The organism is Paenibacillus terrae, from assembly GCF_000943545.1.
Lineage (GTDB): Bacteria > Bacillota > Bacilli > Paenibacillales > Paenibacillaceae > Paenibacillus > Paenibacillus terrae_A.
The window spans coordinates 1-14,254 of record NZ_JTHP01000097.1; the positions used below are offsets into that span (position 1 = coordinate 1).

A 14,254-nucleotide genomic window follows, 5' to 3' on the forward strand; every position below is an offset into this window, starting at 1 on the left:
TGAATATGGACTAAAAACTTATAAACACTTAATTTATTATTACTCTTTGCTAAGTGAAGAAGTGGAAATTAATGATTTTGGAAAAATTAGGAGTTTGCATATATTATGGGAACATAAAAATATGATGGTTAAGCGACTTGAATATTTATCTGAAAATGGTCATCTCAATAATGTAGAATTAACTATCATGAATTACAAGAAAATGGCTAAAAAGGCAATTATTTTAAGAAATTTGATATTGAAAAGCAATGTGCATGTTGATAAAAGCGTTTATATTAAAGTCATCAATGGATTAAGAGATCTAGAATTGATTGAAAGTGAAGCTCTTGAGAAAGCACTGGAACTATTTAGAAAAAATTGATGTTTACCAGGTTTGTTGATTCACTAATTATTTGAATTCAAGAATGGATATCCTTCATATTAAAGGTATATTCAAAAAAATTATAGGATTAACGCTAAGTGGATACAGGAGGAATTTAAAGAATAGAATGAGGTGAAGAAAAAATGTCAAGATATGTTGATGTTGAACTTAGTGTTTATCGAGAACACATCACCTAAAGAGAGGAGCACCTTTAAGGCGAAGTCTATCAAATCTACCGCAAAAATCAAGTGCGAGTTTTCGCTACAAAACGGAATCCCTCTGGCCGGAAGCAAAGTCTGGCTGGATTTCCCGGAGCGCATCCAACTCCGTCAATCGTTTTCAACCTGTCCTGCGTCAAAGCGGCTCATTCTCTGTTTTCCCTTCAACAGGTCTTACTGTATCTCATCGCGGGCTGGATGGTTGGGTGTCAGCGGCTGTTTCATTTTCGGACTATCCAACAGGATCCTCTCCTGCAACGCTTTCTCGGAGGAAGATGGCCTCACCATTCCTTGCTGTACAAGGAGCTAACCCGGATCTGAGCCGTGAAATCGCTGGTTCTTCCCGAGCTGCAACGCCTGAATATTCAGCTCCTCTCCCCATGCTTGCCCGAGCGGTGCATTCTGGATCTGGACTCCACAGTGGAAACCGTCTACGGGAACCAGGAAGGCGCAGCAGTGGGGGTCAATGCCCATAAGCGGGGGCGCAAAAGCTACCATCCCCTACTCGCTTTCGAAGGACAGTCTCGCTTGGCCCTTCATGCCGCGCTTCGTCCCGGCAACACCCACTCGTCTACCGATGCAACGGCGTTTGTGGAACGGACTCTGTCGCTTTTGGAATCACGCTCGCTTTTCGAATCCAGGGGTATCGGCTATGTGGGTAAGCTCAAATGGACGAAACGGCTGCAAGAGCGAGTGCGCGAATGCCGGGATTGGAAGCGGTACGCCGAAGACGATTGGATCATCGAAGGCATCACACTGCTGCTGTACAAAGCGACCTCCTGGGACAAGCAACGTCGGGTATGTGTGATCCGCAAAGCCAAGCGTTTTGCCGGAGATCAGCTGCTATTGGATCAGCCGGAGCTGTACTGGGAGTACGATATGGTTTTGATGATCAACGAAAGATATATAACATACTGGATACGACTATAACGGAAGTCTTCAACTATCACAAATGGAAATAAGCTTTGGTGAGATTAATGAATCAATTAATAGGCTTGTATTCCCTGAAGATTGGTCAACTCATATTTATTTTATTTCATTAAAAAAACGAATTGAGTATAGCTTTGACAATGTATTAGCTAGTCAGCTTTTACATGATTACATCAATTCTGAGAAAACAATTAATAGATTCAGAATGTGTGTTGATCCATCGATCACATATGATGCGGTATATGGGATTCAAGTATATGATACTCTATTAGCCTATTTAGAATCACTGATGTTAAGTGATAAGAATCTTCACTATTACCCTTCCACGTCTTGTTTGAACATAAACAATGCATGCTATTGCTTGCAAGATTTCTCAAGGGACAATATCAAGTTAATGAAGAGCTTTCATTAGAGATTATGAATACTGCGAAGGCCATTCGAAATATGATCATTAAATATTATATAACAAGGGACAAAGAGATCTTAACGAAGATCATGTTAAAAATACCTGGATTAATTGAAAATGAATCTAGGTATGTTCAATCTATATTAAATGCGATTCGTTGAAATGGAAGGATTGCTGCATATTCAAATCTTAGCGAATGGCGTCGCATTCTTGAAAGTGATTACGAGGAAAGAGGATGGAGAGGGTAGTTATTCCGTATAATATGCGCTTAAGGAGAATGCGAATATGTTGATAGCTAAAGGCGATATAGGGACCATTAAGAGAAAACAGATTTTAAATGGTTATAAGGCATCGAGGTTTAATATTTTTTCAGAGGGAAAGGAGGGACAATTAATATTATTCAATACCTATACAAAGAAGCTTGTTCAGTTTCCGTCCCATGCTAATGGGTCAGTAAGAGATGTTCTCAAAAATCCAGACGCAGCTGAGCAAGAGAGTGATTTGTTTGGCTTTCTATTCGAACGAGAATTTTTTGTATCCAATTCATCAGACGAATTTCGTAGAGCCGATATGGTACACCAAGAGACGATTCCTCAAGAGGGGACTCTGTCTCTAATCATTTTACCAAATGAAGACTGCAATTTCAGGTGTACGTATTGCTATGAATCATTCAGCAAAAACTTTATGAAAGAGTCTGTACAGAATGGAATTAATAACTACATAAGAAAAAATATTAAGAAATATGCACGGCTGCACGTTGAATGGTTTGGTGGTGAGCCGCTTACAGCAGTACCTATTGTAGAGAGACTCTCTAAGGAAATGGTTAGAATATGTCATGAAAATAAAGTACAGTATGCTGCCACAATGACTACAAACGGGTTATAACCTTTCACTTGATACCTTTAAAAAGATGCAAGCCTGTATGGTATTTGGATATCAAATTTCATTAGATGGACTTGCTGAAACGCACAATTTAACAAGAGTAGGTCTTGACGGTAATAATACCTTTGATCATATTCTTTCAAATTTAAGAACCATTCGGGATAATGTAAAGCTTAACACGTTCTCAATAGTTATTCGTACAAACGTTACCCGTCAAATCTATGATGGCCTAGAGCAGTACTTTGAATTTTTCAAGGATGAGTTTGGGAACGATCAACGTTTTGTATGTAAGATCCACAAAACAGGTGATTGGGGTGGGGATGCTGTTCGTAGTCTTGATAACCAGTTTTGTTCAAGTATAGATATTGTAACTGCTTTGAAATATGCAGTCGAGAATAGTGTTCCAGTGTGGCGTACCTATGAAAGTCAATTGCATTGGTTTAATAAACATCGTATTCACGGAACTTTAGGTTAAATGACGTCTGCCCAGTATCGCTATGAAGCCCTTAAAAAATTTTGTTTTTATGTGACAATCCAAGTTATCTTTAATTCTTGACCATCATCGGCTCCGCCGAGTCGATTTCCACGGGACTTATCAGAGTTTACAGATTTCTATAGGAGGTTCGTAAAGTTGGAGAAATCCTATGACAATATTGATCAATTGAAAAGATACTATACGTTGACACATGCTCAAAAGCGTGTATGGAACACAGAGCGAATATTTCCAGAACAGCCGCTCCACAATATTGGTGGATCAATTCTTATTTCAGGGCAAGTCCAATTTGATTTGTTGGAAAAGGCAATCCATGCCTTCATTGCTAGGAACGATGCCTTATGTTTATCTTTTATTGAAACTGAGGGAGAGGTCCGCCAATATAAAAAGGAATATCGGTTTGAACCATTGCCACTAATAGACTTTACTGCTTTTTCGAACCCTCAGGAACAATACGAATTATGGGTCATGCAACAAAAGCAGCGTTTCTTTAAACTTGAACACGAACATCTATTTCGGTTTTTTCTCGTTAAATTGAATGAACTAAAAATGGGGTATTTCGTTATTTTTCATCATCTCATTGCGGATGGCTGGTCGATCCAGATCATGACAGAACAAATTCGAGAGGCATATGAGCAATTGTTGTTGGATGGTAGTATCCAATTAATTGAATCTCCCTCTTATCTAGATTATCTCTATTCCGAAAAAATGTATTTGGAATCTGACAGATTTGTTAAAAATAAATCTTACTGGTTGGGCTTGTTCGGCGAAACTACTGACCGTGAACATACTTGTAATTTAGAATCGTTTGCAGCTGCAAGAAAAACTTTTGGACTTGACCGCGATCTCTCAATTAGGATTAAAGACTTTCTGAATCAAAAAAACTGGACAATCAATACCTTCTTTATTGCAGTAATGGCATTATATTTATATAAAACCACCCAACGGAAAAGAATTGTTTTAGGCAATCCTACTTTGAATAGAAGTGGCAAAACAGAACGCAGGATGTTCGGGATGTTTACGAGCACAATGCCTATACTGATAAACTTTGACGAAGTTTATACGGCTTCTCAATTGATGGATTTGGCTCATTATCAAGTTAAAAAAGGATTACTCCATCAAAAATTTCCTTATAACTTGCTATTGAAAGAGTTAAGTAGTAATCAAAATCCCATTGACGGATTGTTTCAAATTGTTGTGAACTATTATAATACGAAGCTTCCGACCGAATTTGCCGGGATGAAAGTTGAAAATATTGAGTTTAATTGCGGTAGTCAGACGTACCCTTTGCAAATGGTGGTTAAGGAGTGGGGGGATACGCAACAAATTCAACTTGATTTCGATTATAGATTAGACGTTTACGATGAGGCATCCATAGATAGGATTTTTGGCGGTTTATGTCTGATCGTCAAACAGTTGCTAATATCCACAGATGTTCAATTGTTCGACATTCGTATAATGGAGGATTTGGAAATTCACCGTGCCATCTTTGAATTTAATAATTCGCAAACATCTTATCCCAATAATCAATCGATTACGGAACTATTTGAGCTTCAGGTCAATCGTATACCGGAAAAACCAGCTATTATTTGCAGTGACAGAGTTATTTCCTATCGCGAGTTGAATGAAAAAGCTAACCAATTAGCACGATCTTTACGAAGTACGGGTATGACTGAACGTCAATCCGTGGTCATAATTATTAACCATTCGGAATATGCAGTCATTGCTATTTTGGCGGTATTAAAAGCAGGAGGCGCGTATATTCCAATCGATCCAGTATACCCAGAGGAGCGAATTGCTGATATATTGCAAGATTCGAGCGCAAAATGGCTGATTACGGATGATCCTGCTCGTTTCATTGGACGGTTAGATTGTGAAATCTTGGACACCAACGACGAAGCCAACTATTTGCAAGAAAATTACAATTTAAACATTCCTGTTCAACCGGATGAATTGGCATACATGATTTATACTTCAGGTTCGACGGGTAAACCAAAGGGTGTTATGGTAGAGCACAAAGGCTTGGTCAACTACATTTGGTGGGCAGGCAAGGCTTATATTCGAGACGAGCATGAAGCATTTGCGCTTTATTCCTCACTTGCCTTTGACTTGACAGTAACTTCCTTATTCACACCTTTGGTACATGGAAACAAAATGATTATTTTTCGTGATTCCGGCAGAGACAATCTATTTAACGAGATTCTGAGCGATACACGTGTAACGATTCTAAAAATGACTCCTTCTCATTTTGCGTTAATCAAGGAACTTGAACCAAGCCTACTGCAAGCGTCGAAGATCTCAACCTTTATCCTCGGTGGAGAGGACTTAAAGGTTGGTATATGCAAAGAAATGATAGGGTTATTCGGACAAAGTATATCGATTTATAACGAATATGGACCGACAGAAACGGTTGTCGGCTGCATGATTTATCAATTTGATCCTAAACAGGATACAACAGGTTCTGTACCGATTGGTTTGCCGATTGATAATATGAAAATTTATATTCTTGATGAATATCTGCAACCGCTTCCTGTGGGGGCAATCGGAGAACTTTATATTGCAGGAGACGGAGTGGCAGGAGGATACTGGAAACGCGAAGAGATGACAAAGGAGCGATTTCTGTCGAATCCATTCATCACCGGGGGGAGGATGTATAAATCGGGAGACCTTGCCAGACGAAGGGAACACGGGATAATTGAATACCTAGGGCGGGTAGACCATCAAGTGAAGGTACGCGGGTATCGGATTGAATTGGGCGAGATTGAGAATATGATCTTAAGGGTACAGGGAATCTCAGAAGCAGTAGTGGTTATTGGCAGAGATGAATCAGAAGCCTCTGTAATTTACGCTTATGTGACGATCAGAGAAAGTAGATATCTACTAGATGAACAAGAAATTCGCGTAGAATTAGCAAAGAGGCTACCTGCGTATATGGTTCCGCAACGCATAATCATCATGAGTAAGCTGCCACTAACACATAACGGAAAGGTTGACCGCAAGGCATTGCCGATACTAGTCCATCACGCTCCTACGATCTTGGGTTCGCCTAGTAATGAGAAAGAAATCGAACTGATAAAAATAATTAGTGAAATCATGGAGAAAGAGGATATAGGAACTCTCGACAATTTTTATCATCTTGGTGGAGATTCAATCGTTGCCATTCAAATTGCAACAAGATTAAAAAAGAAAGGCCTTCTGATCAAAGTCAAGCATATACTTGAATTTCCTGTAATCAAGGAGATGGCTGCAACGATCGAATATTTGAAGATAAATGAAGAAATTCATATTCCTCAGGGGATATACGAAGGGGATATTCCGTTGTCTCCTACGATGAAATGGTTTCTGTTTCATTATTCTACTGAACCGCATTATTATCATCAAACCTGTCTGATAACTTTGAAACGAAACATACCTATAGAAATTCTTCAAATGGCGATACAGAAGTTGCTAATTCATCATGACGGTCTTCGGATAAATTATGATCTGAGTCGTAATTCAATGTTTTATAACAATCAAATAATAGACAAGAATTTACCCATCAAACTTGTCGATTTGTCGTCTTGCAATCCATTAAATTATGAGAAAATCATATATAAACATAGCTGCGAGTTGAAGTCAAGCATTAAGATTACAGAAGATATACCAATCCGGGTTTGCATGTTCAATGGAGGGATGCAGACTGACTCTAAACTATTGTTGATCGCTCATCATATGTTGGTGGATGCCGTATCTTGGCGAATACTATTAGAAGATTTGGATCAGTTGATAACATCAATAGAGGAGAATCTTGAAATAACGCTACCTCAAAAAACAACCTCAGTTAAAGAGTTTGTAAAAGTTTTGCAAACCATTGTGCAAGAAAAGGAAATTATTTTAGAAGAGGACTATTGGAGGCCGTTGTTACATTTGCCAGGCTGGACGAGCAAATGTACGACTAGTATGAATGCGGATTTAATTATCAATCATGATTACTTGAATATGGAGCGTTTTGAACAAGCCAATTTTATATATGGAACGGATGCAATGGATTTGATTTTAGCAGCGTTTGGTGTAACGGTTTGTAACTGGTTGAACAGCGAGAAAGCAGTAATAGAAATAGAAGGCCACGGACGGGAAGCATGGCCAAATGGAATAGATCTAACAAGGTCAGTTGGGTGGTTCACCGTTATGTTTCCATTCGAGGTTCACTCAATCAACGCTTTTGAGTCCTTAGGAAAACTTGTTCAATATGTGAAGGAGACAAGGAGGGGAATTCCCCAAAAAGGAACGAGGTTTGGGGTGCTAAAATATTTAAGGTTAACAGAGGATAACGGCCAGGCTTTTGGAAGTAAGGAAACTCCATTATTTCGAGTGAATTATTTAGGGAATTTCGATTTAGGCATGACATTCAGCAATTTTGAGTTGGATCTCGACTCGGATACCGGACCGGATCAGTCGATTGATCATCCGTTGAGCGCTGGCATGGAGGTAAATATCTTTTTCCTAAAGGGTAGGCTTGTCACTCGGATTCGGAGGTCAGATGATATATTTCCAGGAGAGGAAGCAGCCGCATTCATAGCAAAGTTCGAGCAGAGATTAGATGAGATTGTGGCATACTGTATTCAAAAAAATGAACGAGTATTCACGCCGTCTGATTTTGATTCAGCTGATCTGTCACAAGAAGATCTTTTTGAAATATTTGGGGAATAAGCTAGTGAGACATATGAGAAGGAAGCTGATACTTTACAAAGGATTAGACTGTTTTGTATTCCATATGCTGGAGGATCGGCATCGATTTATTTACGATGGAGAGTACCGTTGGCTGATATCGCAGAGGTAATTCCTATAGAGCTTGCAGGAAGAGGAAGACGACTAAAGGACCCCTATTATAATTCGTTTGATGAGACAGTCCAAGAAGTTTGCAAAACGATTTTATCGCAAGTCGGCAGCGAGCCTTATGCATTGTTTGGTCATAGTATGGGTTGCATGATTGTATATGAAGTTATCCATCGTCTGCTTGCCAAAGGAAGCAGCACACCAGTCGTGACGTTTTTGTCCGGAAGGTCGGCGCCGCATCGAAGAAAAGAGCGTGAAACTCCAATTCATCTTCTTCCAGATGATGAATTTCGCGATGTGATCATGGATCTAGGAGGTACCCCGGTTACGGTTTTCGAGCATAAAGAGATGTATGACATTTCGTTCCTTTACTAAGGAATGACCACCGTATTATCGAGACATTTGAAAATGAAAAAAAGATACTCTACTTCCAGATAAAGTCTTCATTCTTTAACGAGTATTGAAGAAGATCCATATTTGGTACAACCTAAGCTCCGACTGGTCGGTGAAATTAACTCGGATTTAATTGAAGAAGCATGGCAGCAATTGGCTAAAACACATGAGTCGCTTCGCTCCGTATTTCGGTATATAGGGATAGAAAAGCCTAACCGTTATTCGTGTACGGAAGTGATATCCATACCTCACGACGATCAAACAAAGATTCGATTTGTGATTTGGAGTGGAGCGGACAACAGCCGGATTTGTTATCACATGCAGTTATATCACCATTAACTGTAGAGGGAATTTGCAGAGGAATTGTTTAATAGTTTTGCCGATTTATTAGAGAAAGTGACGTTGAGATATTATTTAAGAAATCATAATAAGGAGAACTAGTCATGAATCAAATTGCAGTTGTTTTCCCAGGTCAAGGCTCGCAATATTCTGGCATGGGCAAAAAATGGCTGGAACGGACGCCTCACGCATCGAGATTATTTGAGGAAGCGAATGAAGCAATCGGGTTTGATTTGAAGAAACTCTGCATCGATGGAAGCATGGCTGACCTGACGAGAACCGTATATACGCAACCGACCATTTTAACGATCGAAATGATTATGTACAGTGCTTTAATCGAACAAACCGGAATAAAACCGACTCTGCTTGCCGGTCATAGTTTGGGAGAAATAACTGCACTGTGTGCAGCAGAGTCCATTGCGTTTAGCGATGCTGTCCGTTTGGCTTACTTCCGAGGAAAATACATGCAAGAAGCGGTTCCGCAAGGAATCGGAGGAATGTCCGCGGTAAAGAATCTTTCCAAAAATGAAATAGAAAAGATTTGTGCGGACGTATCATCCGAAATGGACACCGTTGTCCCGTCGAATTATAACGCAAAAGATCAAATTGTGATTTCCGGCAAACGGAGTGCTTTGAACGAAGCAGGAAATCGAATACTTCAATTAGGAGGCCAGATTATACCGTTGCAGGTTAGTGCACCATTTCACAGTCCGCTCATGAAACCTGCCGCAGTCATGTTATCTGAACTTATGAAAGGATTTTCTTTTAAAGCTCCTAAGCACCCTGTTCTTTCCAATGTTACCGGGCGTTATTATGGGGAACAAAGCGATATAGTGAACATGCTCCAATTGCAGCTGACTTCTCCAGTGTTATGGATAGAATGTATGGTCAGAATGAAGGAAGCCGGCATTTCAACCGTAATTGAAGCGGGGCCGTTAAACGTTCTTAGCACGCTGCTTGCTCTAACATATCCGGAAATGAATGTCTTCTCTATGGACCAAATAGAGATAGACGCTCTTCGCGATAAATTGAAAACAGGTGAAGCAGGAAACATAAATATCTTACCGCAGTATCCCTCGGGTATTAACACCGTTAAATCCATGACGAACATTGTATCCAAGTGCATCGCAATCGCTGTTTGTACAAGAAATCGAAATTGGAATAACGATGAATACCAGAGGGGAGTTATTGAGCCCTATCGCAAAGTCCTGAAAATTCAAAATGAGCTAGATCGGACGGGTTTGGAACCGAACATGGAACAGATGAAAGAAGCTCTTACCATGCTTCAATCCGTATTTGAGACCAAGATGGTACCAACGGGAGAAAGAATCGAGAGATACAATCAATTGTTTGCGGAGACGGGGACACGTCAGTTGTTCCCGGACATCGAATTCAAATGAAATCAATAGCGTTGCATAAAAGTTCTTGTTCAAAAAAATCACGAATAATTCCTAAAATGTAAAATAACCGCTCCAAGGGTCGCCAAAAAGTCCTCAAGAACTAAGATGGCCTAACCGCTCTCTATATTACAATATGAACTAAATGGATCTGATTACTTGCTTTTATAAAAATGATTTGTTGATTGTGTTAAGTTAATGCAACGCTATGAAATGAAGTGGGAGGTGAATATAGCTTGTTGGACTTCAGCAAGTTTCAATCGAGAGAAGTCACAAAAGTTCGCCATCTTGAAATCCTAGAATCTGCTTTTCAAGTTAAGGATAACGCGATTATCGGTGTTTTACTCAATATTGCGGATTCGGACGCCCTAGGACTATTTTGAAGAAGATTTGTGACAAGAACGATTTCATTCGAAAGATGCCTGCTGAGTGGTATGACGATGCCGTTCAAACCCTTCACTCATTGCGTTTTCCTATGGACAACATCGCTAATATTGAAGCTGCATTTCTGCAGGAAGTAGACAAATTTGATTCCGCTTTCTTTCGTTAACTCCGAAAGAAAGCGGAATTGTTGGATCCCAATCAACATCTCTTCAGGCAGACGGTTTGGAAATCAATCGAAGATGCAGGTTATGGAGGAAAGAAACATACAGCAGCAAAACAGGCAAGGAAGAATTGGAGGGCTTTGGATTTATGATTAATAAGCTGGATAAGATGAATGTGGATGATATCTGGTCGCTCAGCCCCACTCAAGAGGGAATTCTATATCATTCTTTAATGAGTAATGAAGAAGATCCATATTTGGTACAACTTAAGCTTCGACTGGTCGGTGAAATTAACTCTGATTTAATTGAACAAGCATGGCAGCAATTGCCTCAAAAACATGAGGCGCTCCGTTCCGTATTTCGTTATAAAGGGATAGAAAAGCCTGTTCAGATAGTTTTGAAAAATAAAACTATCCCCATTCGAAAGTATAACTTTGCGAATCTTGAAGATGAGCAATCGAGGAGTGAAATGATAGATATCGTAATGTCGCAGGACTCCGTTGAAAAAATCGATATTACGTGCGATCCGGTGCGGGTCACGCTATGCACTTTCGGGACTAATGCTTGTGAAATGATCATCACCCATCATCATATTTTGTATGACGGATGGAGTAGTGGAATAGTAATTGGTTCATTTCTTGAACAATATGAAGCGCTTTTGATGGGAACCTCTATCCCCATATCTAATCATGTGGGGTATAAATCGTTCATTCGATGGACGAAATCGCTAGATAGGCAGGAACAATCCGATTATTGGAAAAAAAACCTAGATGCGCTCGACAGTCGGAGCATGCTGAAAATTCCCAAGGACATATCAAGCGTGTACAAAAAGGGTTCAGGTGAATGGGTATTAACGTTGGATAGCGAGTACTATGCGGAAGTGCAAAGTTTCATTCGAGCTCACGAAATGACGCTCGCTTCATTCCTATATTCTGCTTGGGGAATACTACTTCATAAATATACCAGGAGTTGTGATCTTGTCTTCGGCACAACGGTCTCAGGCAGAAATTTGGATATAGACGGAATCGAAAACACAATTGGATTATTCATCAATACCTTGCCCCTAAGGCTCAAATGGGATGGAAATCAAAACATCATTCATTGGATCCGCACAGTGGAGGAATTGTTGCGAAGTCGAATGGAATACGAGCAAACTCCACTTATCAATATTCACGAGTATAGTGGGTTAGGCACGGGTGAACCTTTATTTAACACAATCTTTGTCGTGGAAAATTATCCGCTTGACGAACGATTGCGCCAGCATACTGGCAGAGTAAAGATTATCAGTTATGAATCTATTGAGAGAACGCATTATGATTTGACGTTAACTGCTTTCTTAGATGAATCGCTTCGATTGCGATTCACATATCTCCAGGATAAAATCACTTTGGAGCAAATACAGGGGTTGGGCAAGCATCTATTTAAAATAATGAAACATATGATGAGAAATCCCGGCTTAGCATTAAACGACGTCCAAATGTTAGATCTCAACGAAGTGGAACACCTAATGGAGCTAAGTGTTTCCACCCCAACGAAATATCCGTCCGAGCTCGGTATTCATACTAGGTTTGAAAACCGGTTTTGTCATGCGGATAATCCACATGACAAAACCATTGTCAGCTGGTTTGAAGAACAAGTTGCGAGAACGCCGGAAGCAGTAGCGGTGGTGTGCGGGAATGAACATCTGACGTACCGGGAGCTGAACGCGAAGGCGAACCAACTGGCGCGAGTATTGCGAGAACGAGGTATAGGAGCCGACAGTCTCGTGGGGATCATGGCGGAGCGTTCGGTAGAGATGGTCGTGGGAATACTTGCTATTTTGAAGGCGGGCGGGGCGTACTTGCCGATCGAACCATCGTACCCGACGGAGCGGATCGCGTACATGCTGGAAGACAGCGGCGCCGATCTTTTGCTTGTATACGGGGAACCGAAAGTACCGCAAGTTTACGAAGGAACTGTGCTGAACCTAGCGGATGCTTCGCTGTATGCGGGAGAAACGTCGAACCTGCCTGCGGCAAGCGGGCCTGAGAATCTAGCGTATGTGATCTATACATCTGGATCGACGGGACAGCCGAAGGGTGTAGCCGTCGTCCATCGTGGTGTAGTGCGGTTAGTGAAGGAAACGGACTATGTACGCATCACGGAAAGTGATGTCTTTTTACAGGCATCGACGGTTTCCTTCGATGCGGCGACATTTGAAATTTGGGGGAGCTTGCTTAACGGTGCCCGGTTGGTACTGATGCCGCCGGTGCTTACGACACTGGAAGAACTGTCCGAACAAATCGGAACATACGGCATCACCATTCTGTGGTTAACGTCAGGATTGTTTAACGTCATGGTGGAGCATCGTCTGCATGGGTTAAAAGGAGTGCGCCAACTGCTCGTAGGCGGCGATGTCGTCTCTGTACCGCATGCGAAAAAAGCGATGCAAATCGAAGGATTGCAATTGATCAACGGTTATGGCCCGACGGAAAGTACAACCTTCGCATGCTGTTATCCGATTGGAGAAGCGGACGTTAACCGCGGAACGATTCCGATAGGGCGCCCGATTGCCAATACTCGCGCTTACATCGTAGACCGGGAGAACATGCTACTGCCGATCGGTGTGCCGGGCGAGCTGTGCATCGCGGGGGATGGCTTGGCAAGGGGTTACTTGAACCGTCCGGAACTGACGGCGGAGAAATTCGTGTCCAATCCGTTTGAACCCGGAGAGCGGATGTACCGGACCGGGGATCTGGCACGCTGGCTGCCGGACGGGAATATCGAGTACCTGGGCCGGATCGACCACCAAGTCAAAATTCGGGGGTACCGGATCGAGTGCGGGGAAGTGGAAGTGCGGCTTTTGGAACACGAAGCGGTGCGGGAAGCGGTGGTCATGGCGAAGCGTGACGAAAGCGGACAGGCCTACTTGTGTGCGTATTACGTGAGTAGCGAAGCCCGGTCTGTCGCCGAACTGCGGGCCCATCTGGCCGCGTTGTTGCCAGAGTACATGATCCCGGCGTACTTCGTGCACCTGCACCAGATGCCGCTCACCCCTAACGGCAAGATCGACCGTAACGCATTACCGGAACCGGACGTACAGTTGGCCGCAGGTGCGGCGTACGAAGCGCCGCGAAGCGACATCGAATCCCAATTGGTCGAGATTTGGCAGGGCGTGCTGAGCGTCGAGCACATCGGCATTCATGACCATTTCTTTGCGCTGGGTGGCGATTCCATCAAAGCGATTCAGGTGGCCTCCCGTCTGCATAAGTACGATCTTCAGCTGGAGATGCGGGATTTGTTCCGCTATCCGACGATCCATGACCTTGCGCCTCATGTGCAATCCGTAGCGCGTCACGCCGACCAAGGGCTCGTGGCAGGGGAAGTGCCGCTTCTACCTGTTCAGCACTGTTTCTTTGAGCAGCAGATGGAGCATCCGCACCGGTTTAACCAGTCGATGATGCTCTATCGGAAAGAGGGATTCGATGAAGCGATT

General features: G+C 42.0%; 8 protein-coding genes and 1 pseudogene. All 9 read left to right on the forward strand.

All coding sequences use genetic code 11. The features are described from left to right. Window positions 1-361, forward strand: a pseudogene (locus QD47_RS32280) (hypothetical protein); the annotation flags it as partial. Window positions 362-903: 542 nt separating this feature from the next. Then, the gene (locus QD47_RS30285; protein ID WP_052646970.1) at window positions 904-1,509 is read left to right on the forward strand and encodes a transposase; all 606 of its coding nucleotides are present in this window, start codon (window positions 904-906) and stop codon (window positions 1,507-1,509) included. 691 nt (window positions 1,510-2,200) lie between these two features. Beyond that, window positions 2,201-2,800: a radical SAM protein gene (locus QD47_RS26875; RefSeq protein ID WP_044649002.1), complete on the forward strand. Its 600-nt coding sequence runs from the start codon at window positions 2,201-2,203 to the stop codon at window positions 2,798-2,800. A 37-nt stretch (window positions 2,801-2,837) separates the two neighbouring features. Further along, window positions 2,838-3,272, forward strand: coding sequence for a hypothetical protein (locus tag QD47_RS26880; protein WP_044649003.1), 435 nt, complete (start codon window positions 2,838-2,840; stop codon window positions 3,270-3,272). A gap of 156 nt (window positions 3,273-3,428) precedes the next feature. Next, on the forward strand, window positions 3,429-7,979 hold the full coding sequence (locus tag QD47_RS26885) for a non-ribosomal peptide synthetase (protein ID WP_052646972.1): 4,551 nt from the start codon (window positions 3,429-3,431) through the stop codon (window positions 7,977-7,979). 57 nt (window positions 7,980-8,036) lie between these two features. Beyond that, a complete protein-coding gene (locus QD47_RS26890) occupies window positions 8,037-8,480 on the forward strand; it encodes a thioesterase II family protein (protein ID WP_268794276.1) in 444 nt (147 codons plus the stop codon). A gap of 102 nt (window positions 8,481-8,582) precedes the next feature. Beyond that, entirely contained in the window at window positions 8,583-8,837 is a 255-nt protein-coding gene (locus QD47_RS31915) for a hypothetical protein (protein ID WP_161797209.1), read from the forward strand. Between the two features lie 104 nt (window positions 8,838-8,941). Next, entirely contained in the window at window positions 8,942-10,237 is a 1,296-nt protein-coding gene (gene fabD, locus QD47_RS26895) for an ACP S-malonyltransferase (RefSeq protein WP_044649004.1), read from the forward strand. Window positions 10,238-10,927: 690 nt separating this feature from the next. Next, a partial coding sequence (locus QD47_RS26900) for a non-ribosomal peptide synthetase (protein WP_152643884.1) occupies window positions 10,928-14,254 on the forward strand: 3,327 nt, incomplete at its 3' end.